Annotated in this window: 24 protein-coding genes; 11 read left to right on the forward strand and 13 right to left on the reverse strand. The window is 72.7% G+C overall.

What is annotated here, in order from left to right; translation table 11 throughout:
- The first annotated feature begins 98 nt into the window (after positions 1 to 98).
- The gene (locus OG439_RS06820) at positions 99 to 764 is read left to right on the forward strand and encodes a TetR/AcrR family transcriptional regulator (protein ID WP_326948506.1); all 666 of its coding nucleotides are present in this window, start codon (positions 99 to 101) and stop codon (positions 762 to 764) included.
- Here the strand turns inward: OG439_RS06820 and OG439_RS06825 are convergent.
- Complete coding sequence (locus tag OG439_RS06825; protein WP_326948507.1) at positions 761 to 1345, reverse strand: TetR family transcriptional regulator; 585 nt, start codon at positions 1343 to 1345, stop codon at positions 761 to 763. The genes OG439_RS06820 and OG439_RS06825 overlap by 4 nt on opposite strands.
- A gap of 107 nt (positions 1346 to 1452) precedes the next feature.
- On the opposite strand from OG439_RS06825, the gene OG439_RS06830 reads away from it, so the two are divergent.
- On the forward strand, positions 1453 to 2349 hold the full coding sequence (locus OG439_RS06830; protein WP_326948508.1) for an SDR family oxidoreductase: 897 nt from the start codon (positions 1453 to 1455) through the stop codon (positions 2347 to 2349).
- Between the two features lie 3 nt (positions 2350 to 2352).
- On the opposite strand, the gene OG439_RS06835 is transcribed toward OG439_RS06830, so the two are convergent.
- Entirely contained in the window at positions 2353 to 3078 is a 726-nt protein-coding gene (locus OG439_RS06835; protein ID WP_326948509.1) for an AraC family transcriptional regulator, read from the reverse strand.
- 53 nt (positions 3079 to 3131) lie between these two features.
- Here OG439_RS06835 and OG439_RS06840 point away from each other — a divergent pair, with 53 nt between their 5' ends.
- A complete protein-coding gene (locus OG439_RS06840) occupies positions 3132 to 4403 on the forward strand; it encodes an MFS transporter (RefSeq protein WP_326948510.1) in 1272 nt (423 codons plus the stop codon).
- Here the strand turns inward: OG439_RS06840 and OG439_RS06845 are convergent.
- Complete coding sequence (locus tag OG439_RS06845; protein WP_326948511.1) at positions 4393 to 5010, reverse strand: hypothetical protein; 618 nt, start codon at positions 5008 to 5010, stop codon at positions 4393 to 4395. The genes OG439_RS06840 and OG439_RS06845 overlap by 11 nt on opposite strands.
- A gap of 123 nt (positions 5011 to 5133) precedes the next feature.
- On the opposite strand from OG439_RS06845, the gene OG439_RS06850 reads away from it, so the two are divergent.
- The gene (locus OG439_RS06850) at positions 5134 to 6762 is read left to right on the forward strand and encodes a GMC family oxidoreductase (RefSeq protein WP_326948512.1); all 1629 of its coding nucleotides are present in this window, start codon (positions 5134 to 5136) and stop codon (positions 6760 to 6762) included.
- Between the two features lie 14 nt (positions 6763 to 6776).
- The gene (locus OG439_RS06855; protein WP_326948513.1) at positions 6777 to 8351 is read left to right on the forward strand and encodes a succinic semialdehyde dehydrogenase; all 1575 of its coding nucleotides are present in this window, start codon (positions 6777 to 6779) and stop codon (positions 8349 to 8351) included.
- Here the strand turns inward: OG439_RS06855 and OG439_RS06860 are convergent.
- A complete protein-coding gene (locus tag OG439_RS06860; protein ID WP_326948514.1) occupies positions 8344 to 8865 on the reverse strand; it encodes a CGNR zinc finger domain-containing protein in 522 nt (173 codons plus the stop codon). The two genes, OG439_RS06855 and OG439_RS06860, sit on opposite strands and share 8 nt — an antisense overlap.
- A 72-nt stretch (positions 8866 to 8937) precedes the next feature.
- Here OG439_RS06860 and OG439_RS06865 point away from each other — a divergent pair, with 72 nt between their 5' ends.
- Entirely contained in the window at positions 8938 to 10107 is a 1170-nt protein-coding gene (locus OG439_RS06865; RefSeq protein ID WP_326948515.1) for an MFS transporter, read from the forward strand.
- 132 nt (positions 10108 to 10239) lie between these two features.
- On the opposite strand, the gene OG439_RS06870 is transcribed toward OG439_RS06865, so the two are convergent.
- Complete coding sequence (locus OG439_RS06870; protein ID WP_326948516.1) at positions 10240 to 11094, reverse strand: SDR family oxidoreductase; 855 nt, start codon at positions 11092 to 11094, stop codon at positions 10240 to 10242.
- A gap of 117 nt (positions 11095 to 11211) precedes the next feature.
- Here OG439_RS06870 and OG439_RS06875 point away from each other — a divergent pair, with 117 nt between their 5' ends.
- Positions 11212 to 11613: a winged helix-turn-helix transcriptional regulator gene (locus OG439_RS06875; RefSeq protein ID WP_326948517.1), complete on the forward strand. Its 402-nt coding sequence runs from the start codon at positions 11212 to 11214 to the stop codon at positions 11611 to 11613.
- Between the two features lie 61 nt (positions 11614 to 11674).
- Positions 11675 to 12664, forward strand: a complete 990-nt coding sequence (locus tag OG439_RS06880; RefSeq protein ID WP_326948518.1) for a YihY/virulence factor BrkB family protein — start codon at positions 11675 to 11677, stop codon at positions 12662 to 12664.
- Here the strand turns inward: OG439_RS06880 and OG439_RS06885 are convergent.
- Positions 12661 to 13452 (reverse strand): SAM-dependent methyltransferase, encoded by a 792-nt coding sequence (locus OG439_RS06885; RefSeq protein WP_326948519.1) that lies wholly within the window; start codon positions 13450 to 13452, stop codon positions 12661 to 12663. The two genes, OG439_RS06880 and OG439_RS06885, sit on opposite strands and share 4 nt — an antisense overlap.
- Before the next feature lie 146 nt (positions 13453 to 13598).
- Between OG439_RS06885 and OG439_RS06890 the strand changes: the two genes are divergently transcribed.
- On the forward strand, positions 13599 to 14588 hold the full coding sequence (locus OG439_RS06890; protein ID WP_326948520.1) for a TerC/Alx family metal homeostasis membrane protein: 990 nt from the start codon (positions 13599 to 13601) through the stop codon (positions 14586 to 14588).
- 3 nt (positions 14589 to 14591) lie between these two features.
- On the opposite strand, the gene OG439_RS06895 is transcribed toward OG439_RS06890, so the two are convergent.
- The 4 genes from OG439_RS06895 to OG439_RS06910 all read right to left on the reverse strand — a co-directional run bounded on the left by OG439_RS06895 (position 14592) and on the right by OG439_RS06910 (position 17278).
- Entirely contained in the window at positions 14592 to 15581 is a 990-nt protein-coding gene (locus OG439_RS06895) for a hypothetical protein (protein ID WP_326948521.1), read from the reverse strand.
- Entirely contained in the window at positions 15578 to 16087 is a 510-nt protein-coding gene (locus tag OG439_RS06900) for a SigE family RNA polymerase sigma factor (protein ID WP_326948522.1), read from the reverse strand. Before OG439_RS06900 ends, OG439_RS06895 begins: the two co-directional genes overlap by 4 nt.
- Before the next feature lie 264 nt (positions 16088 to 16351).
- Positions 16352 to 16888: a hypothetical protein gene (locus tag OG439_RS06905; RefSeq protein WP_326948523.1), complete on the reverse strand. Its 537-nt coding sequence runs from the start codon at positions 16886 to 16888 to the stop codon at positions 16352 to 16354.
- A 36-nt stretch (positions 16889 to 16924) separates the two neighbouring features.
- Entirely contained in the window at positions 16925 to 17278 is a 354-nt protein-coding gene (locus tag OG439_RS06910) for a hypothetical protein (protein WP_326948524.1), read from the reverse strand.
- A 76-nt stretch (positions 17279 to 17354) separates the two neighbouring features.
- Here OG439_RS06910 and OG439_RS06915 point away from each other — a divergent pair, with 76 nt between their 5' ends.
- On the forward strand, positions 17355 to 17969 hold the full coding sequence (locus OG439_RS06915; RefSeq protein WP_326948525.1) for a TetR/AcrR family transcriptional regulator: 615 nt from the start codon (positions 17355 to 17357) through the stop codon (positions 17967 to 17969).
- A gap of 15 nt (positions 17970 to 17984) precedes the next feature.
- Here OG439_RS06915 and OG439_RS06920 read toward each other — a convergent pair whose 3' ends face one another.
- Positions 17985 to 18704, reverse strand: coding sequence for a TetR/AcrR family transcriptional regulator (locus tag OG439_RS06920; RefSeq protein ID WP_326948526.1), 720 nt, complete (start codon positions 18702 to 18704; stop codon positions 17985 to 17987).
- A 90-nt stretch (positions 18705 to 18794) separates the two neighbouring features.
- On the opposite strand from OG439_RS06920, the gene OG439_RS06925 reads away from it, so the two are divergent.
- Complete coding sequence (locus OG439_RS06925; RefSeq protein WP_326948527.1) at positions 18795 to 20324, forward strand: FAD-dependent monooxygenase; 1530 nt, start codon at positions 18795 to 18797, stop codon at positions 20322 to 20324.
- A gap of 117 nt (positions 20325 to 20441) precedes the next feature.
- Here OG439_RS06925 and OG439_RS06930 read toward each other — a convergent pair whose 3' ends face one another.
- Positions 20442 to 21989 carry an adenylate/guanylate cyclase domain-containing protein gene (locus OG439_RS06930; protein ID WP_326948528.1) on the reverse strand — a complete coding sequence of 516 codons (1548 nt, stop codon included), beginning with the start codon at positions 21987 to 21989 and terminating at the stop codon, positions 20442 to 20444.
- A 79-nt stretch (positions 21990 to 22068) separates the two neighbouring features.
- Complete coding sequence (locus OG439_RS06935) at positions 22069 to 22809, reverse strand: sulfite exporter TauE/SafE family protein (protein WP_326948529.1); 741 nt, start codon at positions 22807 to 22809, stop codon at positions 22069 to 22071.
- Positions 22810 to 22874 lie beyond the last annotated feature (65 nt).

Genomic DNA, 22874 nt, shown 5'->3' on the forward strand with positions numbered 1-22874 from the left:
GGCGGTCTGTTATGTCATCGACGTTAAAGAACCGTCGGTCTATTGTCAAGAGACTGCCGGTCTTTAACTCCGGGTGCAAGACGGTTACCCTGTGTCGCATGACGTTCCAGCGGGCGCGCAGCGCGGAGCAGCGGGAGGAGCGGCGCCGCAAGATCCTCGACACGGCGCTGGTGATGCTCGACGAGATGCCGGTGGCCGAGGTGAGCCTCAACGAGCTCAGCCGCCGGGTCGGGCTGGCCAAGTCGAATGTGCTGCGGTACTTCGAATCCCGCGAGGCCGTGCTGTTCGAGCTGCTGGACCAGGCGCTGGGGGGCTGGCTGCCCGACGTGGCGGCCGAGCTGGCCGCCGGCGTCGATCCCGGCCGGTCCGTGCGGGAGCGCGGTGACCGGCTGGCGGCGATCGTGGCGAATTCGCTGGCCGGGCGCACCGTGCTGTGCGACCTCATCAGCGCGCAGGCCGGTGTCCTGGAGCACAACGTCTCCGTCGACGTCGTCGTGCGCTACAAGCGATCCGCGCTCGCGAGCCTCGACGCCATGGTCGAGCTCTTCGCCCGGCACGTGCCGGAGGTCGGGGCCGCGGCGAAGCAGGTGTGCCTGCTGGCCATGATCCTGGCCGGTGGCCTCTCGACGCACTGCCGGCCCTCGGCCAGCACGCTCGCCGCGTACGCGACGGATCCCGCGCTCGCCGAGCTGCGGATCGACCTGGCCGCCTCGCTGGAACACGGCCTCGCCCTGCTGATCTCGGGGGCCGTGGCGCGGGGTTAGCCCGCCGGCGTCGGGCTCGCGCTGGTCAGGGCGCGCAGTTCGGCCAGGACGTCGTCGGCGATGTCGGCCAGCGACCGCTCCTCGCCGTCGCGGATCCACTGCGTGAACGCGATCCCGAACACCGCGGTGACCGACTGCCCGGCCAGTGAGGCCGCCGGATCGGCGACGCCCCGCGCGCGGAAGGCGTCGGCGAGCGTGGTGGCGAGGACGGCCATCTTGTGCAGTTCCCGTTCCTGCAGCGCGGGATTCCGGTCGATGACGGACTGGCGGGTGCGGGAGTGCGGGCGGCGCTCGTCCGGGAAGAAGGTGGACGCGGACCGCAGCGCGCCGGCGACGACCTCGATCGGCGACGCCTCCGGCGGCGCGGCGTCCATGCCGCTGAGGAACGCCTGCGCGAACAGCTCCTGCCCGTGGAAGAGGGCCTCGCGCTTGTCGGCGAAGTGGCGGAAGAACGTGCGCTCGGTCAGGCCGACGGACTGGGCGATCTCCGCCGCCGTCGTCTCTTCGAACCCGCGGGTGGCGAACAGCTCGAGCGCGGCTCGCTGCAGCCGCTCCGGGGTTCCCGGTTCCCAACGCACCATGCCGTCGAGTCTAGGTGATGACAGCGACTGACTTCGGGAGTACGTTGATGTCAGTCACCGACGTCAGTCGCTGACATCGAGTTCGACCACAGAGGGAGTTACACCTCATGCGCGTTTTCGTCACCGGAGCCTCCGGCTGGATCGGCTCCGCCGTCGTCGACGAACTGCTCGCCACCGGCCACGAGGTCACCGGGCTCGCCCGGTCCGACGCCTCCGCCGCGGCCCTCGAAGCCAAGGGCGTCCGGGTCCGCCGCGGCGACCTCGACGACCTCGACGGCATCCGGGCCGGCGCCGAGGCGGCCGAAGCCGTCATCCACCTGGCCAACAAGCACGACTTCGCGAACCCGGCCGTGTCGAGCGCGGCCGAACGGGGCGCCGTCCAGACCATCGGCGACGCGCTCACCGGCACCGGCCGCCCGTTCCTGCTGGCGTCGGGGATCGCCGCGCTCACCCAGGGCCGGCCCGCCACCGAGGCCGACGCGTCCCCGTTCCACGGCCTGGAAAGCCCGCGCGGCGGCAGCGAGAACCTCGCGCTCGAGTTCGCCGGCCGCGGCGTGCACCCGGTGAGCCTGCGGTTCTCGCCGACCGTCCACGGCACCGCCGACCACGGGTTCATCGCGGTCCTCACCGCGATCGCCCGCGAGAAGGGCGTTTCCGGTTATCCCGGCGACGGGACCAACCGCTGGGCCGCCGTGCACGTGACCGACGCCGCCCGGATGACCGTCCTCGGCCTGGAGAAGGCGCCCGCGGGCAGCCGCCTGCACGCCGTCGCCGAGGAAGGCGTGCCGACGCGCGAGATCGCGGAGGCCATCGGCCGCGCGTACGACCTGCCCGTCGCCTCCATCGCGGCCGACGACGTCCAGGAGCACTACGGCTGGATCGGCGGGTTCTTCGCCATGGACCTCGCCGCGACCAGCACGCAGACGCGTGAGCTGCTCGGCTGGACGCCCACCGGGCCGACCCTCGTCGAAGACCTCGACGCGGGCGCGTACGGCACCAAGTAGCCGCTAACCGCCGGCGGCCGCGGCGCGGTAGGTGCCGGGGGTCTGGCCCATGGTCCGGGTGAAGGTGTCGACGAAGGCGCTGGTGGTGGCCCAGCCGCAGCGGTGCGCGGTCTCCGTGACGGTGCTTCCCGCGGTGAGCTCGAGCATCGCCTGGAAGACCCGGGTGGTGGTGCGCCACTGGGGGTACGTCGTGCCGAACTCGCCGCGGAAGAGCCGCGCGAGGTGACGGTCGCTCGCGCCGACCTGACGGGCGAGCCAGGTGATGGTCCGCGGGCTCCCGAGGTCGTCGGTCACCAGCCGGCAGGCGTGGGCCAGCCGGGGGTCGCGGGCGCGGGGGAGCGTCAGCGGGGCGACGTGGGCGCGGCGGACGCGGTCGTGGATCACGGCCCGCAGCCGGCGGGCCTCGCCCGGCGCCAGGCCGGGCTCGGTGGCCGCGATCAGCAGTTCGCGCAGCAGCCCGGAAACGGCGATGACCGTGGGCGAGTCGCCGGGCAGGAGCGCTTCCTGCGTCGCGAAGGCGAGGGTGTGGACCTCGGCGTGCCCGTGGACGCGGTGCTCGTGCCAGGTGCGGGCGGGAATCCAGGCGGCGCGGTGGGCGCCGGCGGCCCACGTCCCGTGGTCGGTGTGGACGGCGAGGACCCCGCTGCTCACGTAGATGAGCTGGTGCTCCTCGTGCCGGTGCCGGGTGATGACCTCACCCGGGTGGTGCCGATGGCGGGTTTGCGACACGAGGTGGCAGTTTATCGGAAGTCTGCCGGGTCGTGGCCGACCATCGTGGAGGGATGACCCCTGTCGTGCCGCCCCGGTTCCGGGACCGCCTGCGCCGCGTCGTCGCGGACACCCGGCCGCTGGCCGTGCCCGCGTTCCGGCGGACGTTCCTCGGGCAGAGCACCGCCGTCATCGGCATGACCGTCACCGCGGTCGCCGTCCCGGTGCAGCTCTACGCGCTGACGCGGTCGTCGTTGGTCGTCGGGCTCGGCGGCCTGGTCGGCTTCGTCCCGATCGTCGTGTTCGGCCTCTACGGCGGCGCGGTCGCCGACGCCGTCGACCGGCGGAAGCTGTACCTGCTGACGTCGCTCGTCACGTGGGTCGTGACGCTCGCGCTGCTGGCCCAGAGCGTCCTGGAGGTGCGGTCGCCGGCGCTGATCCTCGCGCTGGTCGCCGTGCAGTCGGGCGGGTTCGCCGTCTCCGCGTCCGTCCGCAGCGCGATGGTGCCGCTGCTGGTGCCCGGCGAGTACATCCCCGCGGCCAACGCCCTGAACTACACGGCCGGCAGCGTCGGTCAGGTGGTGGGGCCGCTCGTCGCGGGTGTCCTCATCGGACTGCCGGGCGGCTTCGGCTGGGCCTACGGCGCCGACGCCGTGCTGTTCGCGGCGGCGCTGTACGCGGCGATCCGGTTGCCGTCCTTCCCGTCGGCGGCCCCGGCCGGGCGTCCCGGCCTGCGGTCGGTGCTCGAAGGCCTGCGGTTCCTCGGCGGGAACCCGGTCCTGCTGATGTCGTTCGCCGTCGACATCGCCGCGATGGCGCTGGCGATGCCGGAGGCGCTGTTCCCGCAGGCCGCCGCCACCCAGTTCCACGGCGGCGTGGGCCCGCTGTACTCGGCGATCGCCGTCGGCTCGATCCTGGCCGGCTCGCTGAGCGGGTGGATCGGCCGGGTGCGCCGGCAAGGCGTCGCGCTGACGTGCGCCGTCGCCTGCTGGGCGGCCGCCGTCGCGGCCGCCGGGTTCGTGCACAGCCTCTGGGCCGCCGTCGCGCTGCTGGTCCTCGCCGGGGCGGCCGACCTGGTCAGCGTCGTCTACCGGCAGACGATCCTGCAGACCTACGTGCCGGACCGGATGCGCGGCCGGCTCCAGGGCGTCTACACGGTGGTGGTCTCGGGCGGCCCGCGTCTGGGCGACGTCCGGGCGGGCGCGATGGCCGCCGCGACGACGTTGACGATCGCCTGGTCGGGGGCGGCACTGCTCTGCGTCGTCGTGGTCGTCGCCGGGGCGCTGTGCGTGCGGCCGTTCTGGCGTTACGACAGCCGGGACCACGCCGAAGAAGTCAGAACCTGACCTGGCCGAGGAGTGCGCCGGCGGCGGTGTGCAAGGCGTCGTCACGCACTTCGGGCGCCTCGGAGGACACCATCAGGGCCGCGTCCCCGCCGGTGGCCGCCAGCCCGCCGACGGCCACCGAACCCCCGACGACCTTGACCTCGCCGGGGCCGGGCTTGGTGTCCAGGAAGGCCCGCAGGTCATCGACCGCCAGGCGCGCGTCCCGCTGCAGCTGCGGGGCGAGCAACGCCATCGCGCCCTTGGCCCGGGTGGCGACCAGCCGGACCGTGAGCGCCTGGCCGCCGACCTGGTAGCCGCACTCGAGGTACGCGCCGGCGGCCGCGTCGAGCGCGGACATCCCGTTCTGCTGCGCGGCGATCGGGTCGGCCGCGGGCGTGCTGGTTCTGGACACCTCGACGTCGGCGGCGTCCGGCGTGACCGGGCGGTCGACCCCGGCGGTCCGCAGGGCGCCGGGTACGTCGAAGCCGACGGGACAGGTCGCGGGCTTGCCGCCGGAAGCGGCCTGGCGGACGGCGTCCACGGCGACCTGGTGGTCGTCACCCGACGAACAGCCGGCCAGCGACGTGGCTCCGGCGAGCAGGGCCAGGCAGAGCAGAGAGCGCACCATGAAGGGAAGTTAGCGCGCCGGCTCCCGGCGGGACATTGCGCGTCGTGGGCGAACGCTATACGGTGACGCCAGAACTAGAACAGGTTATAGTTTCTGGGTGGCGGGCCGGACCGAGGAGCGGACATGGCGAACAAGGCGCCGCGCGGCGACGAAGCCGACTACGTGGTCGTCGGGTCGGGGAGTTCGGGGGCCGCGATCGCGGGGCGGCTGGCGGCGTCGGGCGCGAGCGTGATCGTGCTCGAAGCCGGCAAGACCGACGAGAAGCTGCTGCTCAAGAAACCGGGCCTCGTCGGACCCATGCATGCCGTGCCCCAGCTCAAGAAACCCTTCGACTGGGGCTACTACTCCGTGCCGCAGAAGCACGCCCTCGACCGCCGGATGCCGGTGCCGCGGGGCAAGGTCGTCGGCGGCTCCAGCTCCATCAACGGCATGGTCTACGTCCGCGGCAACCGCGCCAACTTCGACTCCTGGGCCGCCGAGGGCAACACCGGCTGGGACGCCGACAGCGTCAACGCCGCGTACAAGCGGATGGAAGATTTCGAGGACGGCGAGAACGCGTTCCGGGGCGCGGGCGGGCCGATCCGGGTCACCCGCAACAAGAGCCCCGAAGAGGGCGCCCTGCAGTTCATCCAGGCCACCGCCGACACCGTCGGCTGCAAGATCCTCGACGACTACAACGGCGAGTCGCAGGAAGGCGTCAGCCGGATGCAGCAGAACGCCGCCGACGGCCTGCGCTACAGCGCCTCGCGCGGTTACCTCCACCACCTCGCGGCGCCGACGCTGCAGCTGCAGTCCGGGGTGCTGGCCAAGAAGGTCGTCATCGAGAACGGCCGCGCGGCCGGCGTCGAGGTCGTCGACGCCGACGGCACCCAGCGCACGATCCGCGCCGGCAAGGAGGTCATCCTCTCCGCCGGGTTCGTCGGGTCCGCGCAGCTGCTCATGCTCTCCGGCGTCGGCCACGCCGAGCACCTCCGGGAGCACGGCATCGACGTCGTCGCGGACCTTCCGGTCGGCGACAACCTGCACGACCACATGTTCCACGCGCTGACCTTCCACGTGACGTCGAGCCGCAACTCCGGCACGCCGGCGTACTTCGCGCGCGGCCTGGTCAAGGAGCTGCTGCGGCCCGGGACGACCTTCCTGGCGAACTCGGTGTTCGAGGCGGTCGCGTTCCTCAAGACGTCCCAGGCCGACGCCGTCCCCGACCTCCAGCTGCACCTGCTGCCGTGGGCGTACGTCTCGCCCAACCAGGACGCGCCGATCCGGCACGACGTCGACAAGCGCACCGCGCTCACCGTGCTGACGACGCTGATCTACCCGAAGAGCCGCGGCACGCTGCGGCTGGCGTCGGCGGATCCCACCGCCGCTCCGCTGATCGACCCCCAGTACCTCGCCGACCCGGCCGACCTCGAGGTGCTGGGCGAAGGTTCGGAGCTGGCGCGCGAGATCTTCGCGTCCAAGGCGTTCAACGGCGCGGTCAAGGAAGAGATCCACCCGGGCCCGGCGCTGAAGGGCCAGGCCCTGCGCGACGCCATCCTCAACCGCGCGACGTCGGTCTACCACGGCGTCGGCACCTGCCGGATGGGCGTCGACGAGCTCGCGGTCGTCGGCCCCGACCTCAAGGTCCGCGGCGTCGAGGCGCTGCGGGTCTGCGACGCCTCGATCATGCCGTCGATCACCGGCGGCAACACGAACGCCCCCAGCATCATGATCGGCGAGATGGGCGCGCACCTCGTCCTCTCCGGCAACTGACGGGAAGTGCGACCATGACCCTCACCCCGCTCGGGATCACCCGGCCGGCGTCGGCGACGGACGCGTTCCTGAAGGGGCTCGTGGCCCGCGTACCGGGCTCGACCGGCGCGACCTGGAAGCTGACCGAGGTCTACACCGGCGACACGCTCGTCGAGCTGCCGCAGTCGGCACCGGCCGACATCGAGCGGGCGTTCGCCGTCGCGCGCGAGGCGCAGCGCAAATGGGCGGCCACCCCGCTCAAGCAGCGGCTCGCGGTGTTCAAGCGGGCGCACACGCTCTTCGTCGACCAGGCGCGGATCGTCACCGACCTCATCCAGGCCGAGAGCGGCAAGAACCGCCGGATGGCGATCGAGGAGACCTGCGACCCGGCGATGGTGATGAGCCACTACCTCCGGCGGGCCGCCAAGCTGCTGGCGCCGACCAAACGCGGCGGGCCGGTGCCGCTGCTGACGACGTCGACCGAGATCCGGCAGCCCAAGGGTGTCGTCGGCATCATCGCACCGTGGAACTTCCCTTTCGCCACCGGCATTTCCGACGCCGTGCCGGCGCTGATGGCCGGCAACGCCGTCGTGCTGAAGCCCGACAACAAGACGGCGCTGTCACCCCTTTACGGCATCCAGCTGCTGGAGGAAGCCGGCCTGCCGAAGGGCTTGTTCCAGGTTGTGTGCGGCGAGGGCCCGGACGTCGGCCCGACGCTCATCGACCACGCCGACTACGTGATGTTCACCGGCTCGACGGCCACCGGCCGGGTGATCGGCGAGCGGGCCGGGCGCAACCTCATCGGCTGCTGCCTCGAGCTCGGCGGCAAGAACCCGATGATCGTGCTCGACGACGCCGACCTCGAGGAAGCCGCGCAGGGCGCGATCTTCGGCGCGTTCGGCAACACCGGCCAGATCTGCATGCACATCGAGCGGATCTACCTGCCGGAGTCCCGCTACGCCGAGTTCACCAAGGCGTTCGTGGCCAAGACGCAGGCCCTCGACGTCCGCGCGGCCTACGACTTCGGCCCCGACATGGGCTCGCTGGTGTCCGTCGACCACATGCGCCGCGTCAAGGAGCACGTCGACGACGCCGTCGCGAAGGGCGCCACGGTGCTCTGCGGCGGCAAGCCGCGGCCCGACCTCGGCCCGGCGTTCTTCGAGCCGACGATCCTCGAAGGCGTCACGAAGGACATGCTCTGCGGCGTCACCGAAACCTTCGGACCCGTTGTGGCACTGCACAAGTACGGCACCGTCGACGAGGCCGTGGCGCTGGCCAACGACACCGACTACGGCCTCAACGCCTCGGTCTGGGGCGGTGACCTCGACGCCGCCAGGGCCGTCGCCGCGCGCCTGGAATCGGGCAACGTCAACATCAACGACATCCTCGCCACCGCGTTCGCCGCCAAGGGAACGCCGTCCGGCGGGGTGAAGAACTCCGGCGTCGGCGCCCGCCACGGCGACCAGGGCCTGCTCAAGTACACCGACGTGCAGAACCTGGCCGTGCTCAAGAAGCAGGTCATGGGGCCGAAGCCGGGCCAGGATCACGAGAAGTACGTCGAGAGCATGCTTTCCGGGCTGAAGCTGATGCGGAAGCTGCGCATCAGGTGACTTCCGCGCTCTTGCGACGCCGGTAGTTCGCCGACTTCGTCTTGGTCCCGCAGGTCGTCATGCCGCACCAGCGGCGGCGGCCGGCGTGGGACGCGTCGAGGAACAGCCGGCTGCAGTCGGGGTGCGCGCACTCCCGGACCCGGTCCGCGTGCGGGCCGGCGAGCAGGTCGATGGCGTCGCGGGCGAGCGTGGACAACGCCTGGTCCAGGTCGCCGCGGTACTCGACCGCCGTGCCGGTCCACTGCGGTACCAGGGGTGACCCGGCCGCGAAGTCGTTGAGCCGGGCCCGGTCGGCGTGATTCGCGGTGCGGCACAAGCGGTTGACGACCTCGCGGAGGTCGACAGTCCGGCGCAGCCCGGCGTCGTCGACGGCGGCGGGGGAGTATCCCGCCTCGGCCAGCCAGCGCGTGACGTCCCCGGGGGCCGTGAGCAGCTCGCGGGGGTGCTCGTGGTGACGGACCTGCAGGGTCGTCGTCAGGTCCAGGCTGGGCCGGCCGCTGAGGAAGGTGAACACGTCACCATATTGACCGGTGACGCGCCCCTCTGACAAGGTGGCGTCACCAGTCAAAGGGGTGACGGGGGTGTGATGTCCGGCTTGGCGCGTTACCTGACGGCGGCGGTGCTGGTCCGCGGGGCCGACAGCGGCGCCACGGTCGGGCTGGTCCTGCTCGCCGCCGACCAGCACCAGCCGGCGGCGGTGGGCGGCTTGCTCGTCGCCGCGCTCAACGCGCCGCACCTGCTCGGGCCGTGGCTGGCGGCCAGGCTGGACCGGACCCGCGAACCCCGGCGGCTGCTGGCGGCGTTCTACCTGGTCTACGGCCTGGCCCTGGCCGCCGGCGCGCTGGCGCTCGGCCGGACGTCGCTGGTCGTGACGGTGCTGCTGGTGGCCGTCGCCGGGTGTTGCGGGCCGCTGCTGACCGGCGGGCTGAGCAGCGTGCTCGACGACCTCGGCCCGAACCGGCGCCGGCAGGGCTGGGACGCGTTGTCCTACGGGATCGGCGGCACCCTGGGCCCGGCGGCGACGGCCGGGCTCGCCGGCGTGACCGGCCCGGTCGACGCGCTGCTCGGGCTGGCGACCGCGGCCCTGGTCGCCGCCGGCCTGGCACTGACGTTGCCGCTCGGCACCGGGCGGACGCCCCGCGAAGCCCTGGGCCTGCGCGCCGGGCTCGGGATGCTGGTGACGCGCCCGCCGCTGCGCCGCGTCACGGTGCTGACGCTGCTGGGCGCGGTCGAGCTGGGCGCGCTGCCGGTGGTCGCCGTCGCGTTCGGCCGGGACCTGCACGGCACGGCGACCGCGGGCGCCGCGCTGACCGTGGCCTACGGCGCGGGCAGCCTCTTGGGCTCGGCGCTGGTGACGGTGTGGCCGTTGCGCGGCGAACCCGAGGTGCAGGCGGTCCGGCTGTTCGCCGCGATGGCCGTGGCGACGGCGGTGTGCGCGCTGGCGCCGGGTTACGGCCTCGCGGTCGCGGGGTTCACCGCGCTGGGCGTGGCGAACGCGACGTCCTTCACGGCGACACTGGCCTCCCGCAGCGCCTACGCCCCGGAGGGCGCGCAGGCCCAGGTGTTCGTGACGAGCGCCGGGCTGAAGGTCGCGATGGCGGCGGTGGGCGCCGCCCTCGCCGGCACGGCGAGCGGCCTAGGCGGCCGAGCGCTGCTGCTGGGAGCGGCGGCGATCACCGGCCTGGCCGTGCTCGCGGCCCTGGTGGACCGGAGGCTCACGACCAGGCGGCTCGTCGCCGCCGGTTCGACGGACTGACGAGCCGCTTCGCCGACCTTCTGACGAGGGTTGTGATCGCGTCGGCGGGCGGCGTGGTCACGACGGCCCTGTGGTACTGGTTCCCTTTCGCAGTAAAGGGTTTTGGCTGCCGGTGGACCGCCGTCCCGGGGCTCAGCCCTTGACGAGGGCCGCGACCGCGTCGGCCAACGGCGTCGTCGGGCGGCCGATCAGCGTGCTCAAGTCGCCGCTCGTGGTGGTCAGTTCGCCTTCGCGGATGCCGCGGTCGGCGTCGGTCAGCATGTCGGCCACCGGGTCGGGCAGGCCCGCCGCGACGAGGAGCTTCCGGTGCTCCGCCGGCGGGACGTCCTGGTACGTCACGGAAGTCCCGGACGCTTCGGTGATCGCCGCGGCGAAGTCGGCGTAGCTCCACGCGTCGTCGCCCGCCAGCTCGTACGTCTTTCCGGCGTGGCCGTCTCCGGTCAGGACGGCGACCGCCGCCTGTGCGAAGTCGAGCCGGGGGACGGCGCCGAGACGGCCGTCGCCCGCGCTGCCCGCGAACGAGCCGGTGGACAGGGCCTGCTGCACCGTCGCCGCGTAGTTCTCGGTGTACCAGCCGTTGCGCAGGACGGTGAACGGGATGCCCGCCTCCTGGATCAGCCGCTCGGTCGCCTTGTGGTCGGGCGCGACGAAGATCTTCGTCGTGTCGGCGTACAGGACGCTCGTGTAGACGAGGTGGCGCACGCCGGCCTCGCGGGCGGCGTCGATGACGGCCTGGTGCTGCGCGAGCCGCTGGCCGGGCGTGCTGCTGGAGATCAGCAGGACCTTCTCCGCGCCCGCGAAGGCCGCCGCGAGGGTCTCGGGCCGGTCGTAGTCGGCCTCGCGGACCTGCACGCCGCGGGCGGCGAGGTCGTCGGCCTTCCGCGGGTCGCGCACGGCGGCGGCGACCTGATCGGGCGAGGTCTTCTCGAGCAGGCCGTCCACGACCAGGCGGCCGAGATGTCCGGTGGCGCCGGTGACCACGATCATGCGTAACTCCTCAGGTCGGGTTGCTTACCTTGAGAGTGTACTAACTTTCAGGAAGTGCAAACCGATGGTGAGTACCGTCACTGGGGATTGTGCTGTCTGCCCGGTACCGTGGGGGGCATGACGGAAGCGCCGGAGTGGGTGGACGAGCACGGGCAGGTGGTGTTCGACGTGTTCGCGCAGGCGTGCACGTCCCGGTCCACGCTCGAGCACATCACCGGGCGCTGGGGGATCCTCGCGATGGCCGCGCTCTACGACGGCACCTTCCGGTTCAACGCGCTGCGCCGCCGCGTCACCGGCGTCAGCGAGAAGATGCTGGCCCAGACCCTGCAGGCCCTGGAGCGTGACGGCTTCGTGCTGCGCGAAGCCCAGCCGACCATCCCGCCGAAGGTCGAGTACAGCCTCACCCCGCGCGGCCGGCGCACCGCGGACCTGCTGGTGAACCTGATCCACGACGTCGAAGGCCAGATGCCGGACGTGATGGCGGCGAACGAGGCCTACGACGCCCGCAAGGACGGCTGAGTCACTCGACCGGGTTTCTCCTCGCCTCGATCGGGTATGCCCCGCGGCGACGAGGCAGGAGATGGTGCCGGTGCGCAAGGGACAGAAGCAACCGGACGGCCCGACGGAGTTGTCGCGGCGTTCGTGGTGGGAAGTGCTCAAGCGCACCCTCCGGCAGTTCGGCCGGGACAACCTCACCGATTGGGCGGCCGCGCTCACCTACTACGGCGTGCTCTCGATCTTCCCCGGCCTGGTGGTCCTGACGGCGTTGCTGGGCCTGCTCGGCCCCGGCCCGACGCAGACCGTGATCGACAACATCAACCAGGTCGTTCCCGGTCAGGGGCGGGAAATCCTCGTCGGCGCGATCAAGGAGCTGTCCGGTTCGCGCAGCCTCGCCGGCCCGGTGGCGGTGCTCGGGCTGCTCGGCGCGCTGTGGTCGGCGTCCGGGTACGTCGGCGCGTTCATGCGGGCGGGCAACGCGATCTACGGCATGCCGGAAGGCCGTCCACTGTGGAAGGTCCTGCCGCTGCGGCTCGGGTTGACGATCGGCATCGTGGCGCTGCTGGCCGCGTGCGCGCTGGGCGTCGTGGCGACGGGCACGATCGCGCGGCGGCTCGGCGACCTCGTCGGGCTCGGCCCGACCGGCGTGCAGGTGTGGGAGATCGCGAAGTGGCCGGTGATCGCGGTCCTGATCAGCCTCACGTTCGCGCTGCTCTACTGGGCGGGCCCCAACGTGCGGCAGCCGGGCTTCAAGTGGCTGACCCCGGGCGGGCTGCTGGCGGTCGTGCTGTGGGTGGCGGCGTCGGCCGGGTTCGCGTTGTACGTCGCGAACTTCGGTTCCTACAACAAGACCTACGGCTCGCTGGCCGGGATCATCGTGTTCCTGGTGTGGTTGTGGATCTCCAACCTCGCGGTGCTGCTCGGCGCCGAGCTGGACGCCGAGCTCGCCCGCGGCCGCGGCATCGAAGGCGGCCAGGAGAGCGAGGACGAGCCGTTCCTGCCGCCGCGCGACACGAAGGCGATGGACGCCGACGAGGTCGAGGACGTGACCGACGCCGAGCGGGCGCGCTAGGGCTTGCGGCCCACGCCGGCGTAGACGTCGTCCGGTTCGGCGTCGCGGATGCCCGGCTCCGGGTGCCAGAGCGGGGCGCTCACCACGCCCGGCTCGACCAGCTCCAGCCCGTCGAACAGGGCCGCGACGTCGCTGTAGGGGCGGAAGTACATCGGGTCCCGGCTGTGGCGCATCGCGTCCGCGACCGCCGCCATCTCGCGCGGCGCGTGGTCGGCCGTCAGGTGCGACAGCGCGACGAAGCTGCCCGGCGGCAGCGCCGCGCGGTAGTCGGCGACGATCTCGGCCGGGCGCAGGTCGTCCGGGACGAAGTGGAACACCGCCACCATGAGCAGCCCGATCGGCCGGTCGAAGTCCAGCAGGGCCCGCACGTCCGGGTCGGTCAGCACGGTCTGAGGGCGGCACAGGTCGGCCTCGACGACGACGGCGTCGCGGTTGCCCTCGAGGATGAGCCGGCTGTGGGCGACGGCGACCTCGTCGTAGTCGACGTAGACCACCCGGCACGCGGGGTCCAGGGCCTGCGCGACCTCGTGCACGTTGCCGACCGTGGGGATGCCGGACCCCAGGTCGAGGAACTGCGTGACACCCTGGTCGATCATGTACCGCACGGCGCGGCGCAGGAAGGCCCGGTTGGACGCGGCCACCTGCCGGCCCGACGGCAGGACCGCCATCACCCGTTCGCCGACGACGCGGTCGGCGTCGAAGTTGTGGCTGCCGCCGAGCAGCCAGTCGTAGACCCGGGCCGCGCTGGGCAGCTTGATGTCGACACCCTCCGGGATCCGCTCGCCCACGGACACCGCGCACCTCGTTTCGCTCTCGTCCCCGGTGCGAAGGATACCCGGAAATCGCGCGGCCCCGGTGTCCGTCCACTGTGGACTCCACGTGCGCGGACGCGGAAATGTCCCTACTATCGGTGACAACGGAAGCGGGGGACGAAATGGACATCGGGGTCGGCACCTGGCTGGTCACCCTGGCCGTGATCCTCGGGCTGCTCGCGCTGGACCTGGTGCTCGCCGCGGTCCGGCCCCACAAGGTCGGGTTCCGCGAGGCCGTCGCGTGGTCGGTCGGCTACATCCTCGTCGCGGTCGTGTTCGGGGTGTGGGTGACCCTGGCGCACGGCGGCGAGTTCGGCACCGAGTACTTCGCCGGCTACATCGTCGAGAAGAGCCTGTCGGTCGACAACCTGTTCGTGTTCGTCATCATCATGACCACGTTCGCCGTCCCGGAGGAGCACCAGCACAAGGTGCTCACCTTCGGCATCGTGCTGGCCCTGGTGCTGCGCGGGATCTTCATCGTCGTCGGGGCGGCCCTGCTGTCGCTGTTCACCTTCATGTTCCTGCTCTTCGGCCTGCTGCTGATCTACACCGCCGTGCAGCTGTTCCGCCACCGCGACGAGGATCCCGACGTCGAGAACAACGTCGTGGTCCGCACCGCCCGCCGGGTGCTGCCGCTGTCGGACGACTACGACGGCGGCCGGCTGACGACCAAGGTCGCGGGCCGCCGGCTGGTGACCCCGCTCGTGGTGGTGCTCGTCGCGATCGGCGGCGTCGACCTGCTGTTCGCCCTGGACTCGATCCCGGCGGTCTTCGGCGTCACCGACGAGCCGTACCTCGTGTTCGCCGCGAACGCCTTCGCGCTGCTGGGCCTGCGCGCGCTGTACTTCCTGGTCAAGGGCCTGCTAGACCGGCTCGTCTACCTCTCGACCGGGCTCTCGGTGATCCTCGCGTTCATCGGCGTGAAGCTGATCCTGCACTGGGCGCACGTCGACATCGACGAGGGCTTCCCGGAGATCCCCACCCCGCTCAGCCTCGGCGTGATCCTCGGCATCCTCGCCGTGGTCACGGTGGCCAGCCTGCTCAAGACCCGCCGGGACCCGGATGCGAAGGCGCACCCGGGTTCCCTGCGGGGGTCCGATCCCGAACCGTGACCCTCAGCCGATCACGTGCGTGGTCCAGTTCCGCTCGTCCGGGCCGAGCAGGGTGATGCGGTCCAGCAGGCCGTGGGGCCCGCCGATCGCGTCCAGCCCCGCGGCGGCCGGGCGGTCGACCCTGACGCACGCCTTCAGGCCGTTCTTCGTGACGCACACCGGGTCGCTCGTCTTCGACGGTGTCCCGCCGGGCGGCGCGACCTCGATCACGACGAGGGCGCCGTTCACCGAGTAGTACAGCTGCAGCGTCCACGGCCGGCCGTCCTGGTCGGGCCGCCGCGACAGCTGGCCTTCGCTGAGGTGGAAGCCCGGCGGCAGGCTGCTGACGCGCAGGGGCAGCGGCACCGGCTTGTTCGCGAAGGTGACTTCGTCCGCGACGCGCAGCAGCGACTGCCGAACGTCCGGGAAGTCGAGGTAGTACCCGTGCAGCTCGGCCCAGCGGCCGTCCCCGGTCGGCCAGCGCAGGTAGGCGTCACCGCCGTTGAGCGGGTCCTCGGCGGTGGTCGTCACCCAGTAGCCGGTCCGGTCGCCGATCCGGGCCGGGACGCTCACCGCGTGCCCGCCCATCTGGTTCAGCCGGTCGAGCGGCGGTTCCTTGTCGTAGACCGCCAGCCAGATCATCGGCGCCAGGCTGCCCCGGCCGATCGCCAGCGAATAGTCGCCGTGGGCGCCGACGCCGTATTCGACGCCGGTGAAGGCGCCGGGCAGCCAGCCGAAGCTCGCTCTGGCCACCAGAGGATCGTCGGTGGGGGCCGGCGCGACCGAGACCACCGGGGCGGCGACCGGTGCGTCCGGGGTGGCGGACCGGGTGAGCGTCACGGCGGTCAGGCCGCCGGCGAGCACGACCGCGGCGCACCCCGCGACCGCCACGATCGTGCGGCGCCGACGCCGTCGGGCGCCGTCGCGGCGGGCCCGGTCGAGGTCGAGCACCATCGGCGGGGCGGGCTCGTCGGTCAGTTCCTGCAGGCGCACGGCCAGTTCGTGGTCGGTCATGCGGTGGCCTCCGGGAGGGTGAGGGACTCGGCGGGCAGCAGGCCGCGAAGCGCGTCCACGGCCCGGGCGGTCTGGCTCTTGACGGTGCCCGGGGAGCAGCCGAGCGTCTTCGCGACGTCGCCCACCGGCAGGTCGCAGTAGTAGCGGAGCACGAGGGTCGCCCGTTGCCGCGGCGGCAGCCGGTCGATCGCGGCCCGCAGGTCGAGCGCCGTCTCGACGTCGAAGCCGGCCGCGTGCGGTGGGTCATGGTCGGCCGCACGCAGGTCGACCAGCCGCCACCAGGACGTCCGCTGCTCGGCCAGGAAGGTGTTGACCAGCGTCCGGCGCGCGTAGCCGTCCAGGTTGTCGGCCCGCAGGGCGCGGGGCCAGTGCGTGTACAGCTTGGTGACGGCGCTCTGGACGAGGTCGTCGGCCCGGTGCCAGTCCCCGCAGAGCAGGAAGGCGACTTTGCGCAGCCAGGGGGCCCGTGCCGTCACGTACTCGGTGAACCCGGCGTCTGCGGGCAAGGCGCCACCTCGTTTCGTCGTAGGGGGTCGGACACCTCTCTGATGCCGCCGGCCCGCCGAACGGTTGCACCGCACGCGGATGTGGTGGCCGTCACCGGTGTTGCGCCGAACGGCCGCTACCCGCCGAAGTTGGAGTCCTCCGGCCGGTCATGGGGCTTTCCAGGGGAATTCATGGGAGCTGTCGCGATCACGGTATGTCCACTGTGGACATTCAGATTCCGTGTGGTGGCCGTGGCCGCCGGGATTGCGCGTTGGTCTCGGCGGTCACCGGCGGACTGCCCGTCGGCCGCTGACCCGCGGCCAGTCGACGACGACCTCGTCGCCCGGGCGGGTGCGGGCCCACACGCGCGCCGCGTCCCGGAGCCGTGCGGCCGCGGCGAGCACCGCCGGAACGTCGACCGTGGCGTCCGGGAGCGTGGCCAGGTGATCCCGGGCCGCCCGGATCACCCGAGGCTCGCCCGCGGCCGGGTCGGCGGCGATCTGCCGCACCAGGCCGGCCATCAGCTCGGCCCGCTGCAGCCGGTCCTTCCGGGCGCCGATGGCCTCGTCGGACCGCCTGCGGGCGTGCGGCGGGCGCCGGCCGTCGAGGTGGTCCATGCCGGCGAACACCGCGCCGTCGGCGACCGCGCCCCAGAAGCCGCCGTCGTCCCGCAGCTGCAGTTCCACCAGCAGGTGGACCAGGTCGTGGGGTAGCTCCGGGCGGCCGATGCCCTCCCGGACGCGGTAGCGGACGCCGTCGTCGCGCTCGACCACGCAGGACGCGCGGGCGCCGTCCGGTACCCGGGTGAACACGACTCTCATGGATCCATCGTCGTCACCCGGGCAACCGGAATTCCCTTACGGCTCCAGCCGCACCGTGACCGTCACGGCGCCTTTCGCGTCCTGGCGGGCGATCGCGTGGCCGGTGCGGTCGGTGCCGTCCAGCTCCACGGCGATCGGGCCGCCCTCGCCGGTGAAGTTGCGCCACCAGTTCTTCCGGCCCGGGATGCGGACGCCGATCTCGACCTCGTCGCCCGTGCGCCGGTAGCCCACCGGGATGCTGAACGTGCGGCCCGAGCGCCGTCCCGTGTACGTCACCATCGTCAGGTGCCGCCGCACCGCCGCGCCCCAGCGGCGTGATGAGCGCAGGGCCAGCACCCGGCGGTTGACCCCGCCGACCGCGCGTTCGACCAGCCGGCCGTTCGTCCTCATCGGACCTCCTTTTCCTTGTCCGCCACCGTAGCCGCGTAAGAGGAGAGACCTGTCCGCTTGGCGTAAAGTGAGAAACATGAGTGCGGACCCTTCTCACCCGGCGCTGCGGCGGGACGCCCGGCTCAACCGCGAGCGCATCGTCGAGGTGGCCCACGACCTCTTCGCGCGCCGGGGCCTCGACGTGCCGATGGCCGCCGTCGCCCGGCACGCCGGCGTCGGGATGGCCACGCTGTACCGCCGCTTCCCGACGAAGGAAGCGCTGGTCGGCGAGGTGTTCTCGCACCAGTTCGACACGTGCGTCTCGGTCGTGGACGACGCGCTGGCCGACCCGGACCCGTGGCGGGGGTTCGTCACGCTCGTCGAGAAGGTGGGGGAGATGCAGGCGTGCGACCGCGGGTTCAGCGCCGCGGTCGCGACGGCGTTCCCGGCCGACGTCGCCGCGGAACGGGCGCTGGGCCGCGTCACCGAGCTGATCGACCGCGCGAAGGCGGCGGGCGAGCTGCGGGCCGACTTCGCGGTCACCGACCTGGCGCTGGTGCTCATGGCCAACGACGGCGTGACGACGGACTCCCCGGCGGCCACGCGCACGGCGTCGCGGCGGCTCGTCGCCTACCTGTTGAACTCGTTCCGCGCCGAGCACGCCGGGGTGCCGTTGCCGCCGCCGGCACCCATGAGCGTCCTGCCGGTGTGAGCGTCGTCAGCGTCGTCAGGGGAGGTGGGCGGCGATGCCCGCGAGCACCCGCTCCAGGCCCGCCTCGAACCACCGGTCCCGGCGGTCGGCGGCGTGCGGCGTCTCGGCTTCGACCATCACCCGGGTGAACCGCGGGTACTGCCCGCTGCTCACGATCATCGGGCCGTACTCGCCTTCGCGCTCCATCCACTGCTCGTGGCTGAGCCCCGAGAGCCGCGCCGCCTCTTGGTCGCCCAGTTCGCTCAGCACGTGGCCCAGGACGAACGACGCGAGCGTGCCGAGGTTGGCGAGCAGCTCGTCGGTGTCGAGGTCGAGGCCGTCGAACGCCGAGAACGTCAGTTCCGTCCACCACAGGCTGTTCGGGCCGTGGTTCGGCCGGCCCGAGGCCAGCGCGGGGAACCACGGGTGCCGCAGGGCCGTCGCGCGCATCGACCGGGCGATGACGCGCAGGGCGTCCCGCCAGCCCCCGGGCAGCACGGTGCCGCGCAGCTCGCCGGTCACCTCGTCGCCCATCAGCTGCAGGATGTCGTCCTTTTTGGACACGTACCGGTAGAGCGACGTGGTCCCGGTGCCCAGCTCGGCGGCGATCCGCCGCATCGAAACGGCGTCGAGTCCCTCGGCGTCGGCGATCCTGATGCCGGCGGCCGCGACGTCGCGGCGGGTGTGGGCCGGTTTCGGCCCGCGTGTCCCGTGTTCGGGACGCAGCCAGAGTGGCGGGCGGTCGTTCGCCGGCAAGAGACCTCCTCGGATATTGCGAACACTGTACCCAGTTCGCTAGGGTGGCGATACCGGGAACGGTGTTGCCGGGTTCTGCAAAGGGGAAAGATGGACTACGACGTGGTGGTCGCGGGCGCGGGCCCGGTCGGCCTGCTGCTGGCCTGCGAGCTGCGCCTGGGCGGCGCCCGGGTGCTGGTCGTCGAGCGTGAGACGGAGCCGCCGCGCTCGCGGTTCGGGTCGATGGGGGCCCGCGCGGTCAACGCGCCGTCGGTGCACGCGCTGCACCTGCGCGGCCTGCTGCCCGAGGTCGAGCGCGCGGCCGCGATGTGGCTCGGCGGGGGCGCCGGGCTGCCCGAGTTCGACCCCGCGGACACGGGGGAGCGGCCGGACATCTTCGTCGGCCACTTCGCCGGGATCGGCATCCGCATCGACCGGCTGCGTCCGCCCGGACCCGGCGAGGAGTTCCTCGGCGCCGGGGTGATCGCGCAGGGTGATCTGGAGGTGATCTTCGAGCGGCGGGCCGCGGAACTGGGCGTCGAGGTGCGGCGCGGCGTCTCGCTGACCGCGTTCGAGTCCGATGCGGACGGTGTGACCGTCCACATCGGACGTCCGGTCCGGACCGGCTGGCTCGTCGGCGCCGACGGCGGCCGCAGCACCGTGCGGCGGCTGGCCGGGATCGGCTTCCCCGGCCTGGATCCGGTGTTCACCGGCCGTCAGGCCATTGTGGACCTGGACGACCCGGGCCAGCTCGTCGCGGACGGCTGGCAGGCGGGCGAGCACGGGTCCTATGTGGTCGGTGGCTGGGACGACGGCTCCGGCCCGCCGCGGGTGCACACCGTCGAGTACGAGGTCGTGCCCGACCGAGACGCGCCGGTGACGGCGGAGGAGATCCAGGCCAGCCTGCGACGGGTGAGCGGCACCGACGTCCGGGTCACGCGGCTGCACGTCGCCACCCGCTACGCCGACACGACCCGCCAGGCCGAGACGTACCGGCGCGGCCGGGTGCTGCTGTGCGGCGACGCGGCCCACGTGCACTCGCCGGCCGGCGGGCAGGGCATGAACCTGGGCCTCGGCGACGCGGTCAACCTGGGCTGGAAGCTCGCGCTCGTCGCGCGCGGCGTAGCCCCGGCCGCGTTGCTGGACACCTACACCACCGAGCGGCACCCGATCGGCGAGTGGGTGCAGCGCTGGAGCATGGCGCAGACGGCGCTGAGCACCCCGCGCGGTCCGCGCGCGGACGCGCTGCGCGAAGTGCTGGCGGACCTGCTCGACACCCAGGACGGCGCCACGTACGTCGTCTCGAAGATCGGCGGCGGCTGGCAGCACTACGACCTGCCGGGCGACTTCCCGCTGATCGGCCACCGCGTGCCGGACCTGCCCCTCTCCGACGGAACGACGCTGGCACCGCACTTCCGCTCCGGCCGCGCGGTGCTGCTGGACACGGGCACAGGCGCGGCGGAGGTGGCCGCGGAGTGGGAAAGCCGGGTCGAGCTGGTGACGGCGACCCCGCTGGCGTTCCCGGACCAGAAGCTGGCGGCCCTGATCCGCCCGGACGGCCACATGGCCTGGGCCGCCGTCGGCCCGGATCCGGAGGGCCTGCGCGAAGCCCTGACAACCTGGCTGGGCTCACCCGCCTGACCGCCCACCCACGCTTTCGGCTCGGTGCAGGGAAGTCCGTGAATGCCACATTGAGGGACACTAGGTCTCTCAATGTGGCATTCACGGACTTCGGGCGGCTTACGCGGGCGGCGGGTGTCAGGTGCGCAGGGTGGCCAGTGTTGTCGGCCGGCTGCGGCCGCGCAGGGTGACTTCCTCTGTTGCCTGCCACTGGTCCGACTCCGCCGAGCCCGCCGACTCGACCGCCGTCCACGAGGCCAGCAAACGACCGTCGACGTTCTTCGCCAGCTCTGTCAGCCGCGCCGCTTCGTTGACCGGGTCGCCGATCACCGTGTACTCGAAACGGCGTGGGTCCCCGACGTTGCCCGCCACCGCGTCGCCCGTGGCCACGCCGATGCCCGCCGGGCAGTCCGGGACCTCCGTCGCCAGCCGGGCCGCGATCGCGCGGGCGGCCGCCAGGGCGGACGTCGCGTGGTCGGCCAAGACCGTCGGCGCGCCGAAGATCGCCAGGACCGCGTCGCCGACGAACTTGTTCACCAGGCCGTGGTTGCGGTCCACCTCGTCGACCACCACCGCGAAGAACCGGTTGAGCAGGCCGACGACCTCCTCGGGCGGGCGGCTCGCGGCCAGCGCCGTCGACCCCACCAGGTCGACGAACAGCACCGACACCGTGCGCACCGTCCCGCCCAGCTCCGCGGGCGCGCGCATGGCCTCGACCGCGACCTCGTGCCCGACGTGCCGGCCGAACAGGTCCCGCATCCGCTCGCGTTCCCGCAGGCCGGCGGCCATCCCGTTGAACCCGGCCTGCAGCAGGCCCAGCTCGGTGCCGTCGTAGACCGGGATCTCGCCGTCGAACTCGCCCGCCCGCACCCGGGCCAGCGCGTCCTGCACCGACCGGATCGGGTTCACCACCGCGCGGGCGGTGAACACCGTGACCAGCAGGCCGAAACACAGCACGACCAGCCCCAACGCGATCACCGAGACAGCCAGCTTCGTCGTGGAGACGTCGCCGCGGACCCACGCCAGCACCGCCGTGACCACCAGCCCGGCGACCGGCACCCCGGTGCCGAGGCACCAGAACAGCAGCATCCGCAGGTTGACGCCGCCGCTGACCGGCCGCGCCGGCGTCGTGCCCGCCAGTGCCCGCGCCGCGTACGGCCGCAGGGCGAACTCGCCGAAGAGGTACGCGATCGCGCAGACCACCACGCTCGCGAAGGCGACCACCAGGAACACGGTCAGCGCGACGTGTGGCTGGAACAGCGCCGCCAGCCCGGCGAACACCACCGTCGCGACGCCCCACAGCACCGCCTGCATCAGCGTGAGCCGCAGCGGGACGCGCAGGCTGGCGGCGCGTTCGGCGTCGGTCGGGCGGCGGCCGTCGGCGGCCCAGCGCAGCGTCCGCAGGGCACCACGGGTGCCCCAGAGCGCCCCGACGACCACCGCGGACACGACGTAGGCGGGCACCGCGACCGCCGTCACCCGGACGAGGTCGCCGGACAGGCCCGGGGCGGGCATGAGCAGCGCCGCGAGACCGACCACGACCAGCGCGCCGATGACGTTGGTGGCGATCAGCGTCCCGGTGAGCAGCAGCTGGACGCGCCGCCGCAGCGTGGGGACGTCCTGGTCGAGGGGCCCGAGCAGCCCGGAGCCGAACGGCCCGGCTGGAGAGTCAGGGTGGAGAGTCACCGGTTCCTGCCGTTCGCCACACGATTGAGTGAACGACTGTACACCGGAATGCCGCCCGGCGAGGCGAGGCGCGCCGGGCTCACACCAGGACGGTGACCAGCGCCGCCGCCAGCAGGCCGAGGTAGGCCACGGCGTGCGCGCGGTCCGGGATGTCCGGGGACCACCGCCGCAACAGCGCGATCGTCGGCAAGGACCCGGCCAGCAGGAGCGCCGCCGCGGCCGGGTCGATCGCCGCGGGTCCAGGCGCGGCCAGGTAGACGGCCGTCGCGGCCGCGGCCACCGGCAGGCTGAGCGGGTTGGCCAGCGCCGTCGCGTCGCTCATCGGCAGGCCGCGCCGCCGCAGCAGCGGCACCGTCAGGACACTGCCGCCGACGCCCAGGAACCCCGCCACCGCCCCGATTCCGACGCCTCCGGCCGTCACGGTGGCCCGGCTCAACGGCTGGGGCCGGCCGCCGCCGAGGAACCCGCGCCGCAGGACGCCGTCGAGGATGGTCAGGCCCAGGTACGCGGCGAACAGCGCGTGCAGCACGCCGTCAGGGACGCTCGTCGCGGCCAGCGCGCCGAGGCCCGCGCCGACGGCGATGAACGCGGCCAGCGGCCAGACGTACGCGCGGTGCAGCCGGCCGGCGCGCACGACCGTGATCGTCGCGCCGAGCGAGTTGACCAGCATCACCACCGCGGACGTCCCGACCGCGACGTGCATCGCGGCCGGGCCGGTCGCGGCCACGGCGTAGACCACCGGGACCGTCACGAACCCGCCGCCGAACCCGAAAAGCGCGGTGGTGACGCCGCTGAGGACGCCCAATCCGAAGAGGAGCACGTACCGGAACGCTAGGCCGGACGAGCCTGGCGGGCATTCGATGATCGGCCACGTTCCTCCGAGTT

Source organism: Amycolatopsis sp. NBC_01307 (assembly GCF_035975215.1).
Classification (GTDB): Bacteria; Actinomycetota; Actinomycetes; order Mycobacteriales; family Pseudonocardiaceae; genus Amycolatopsis.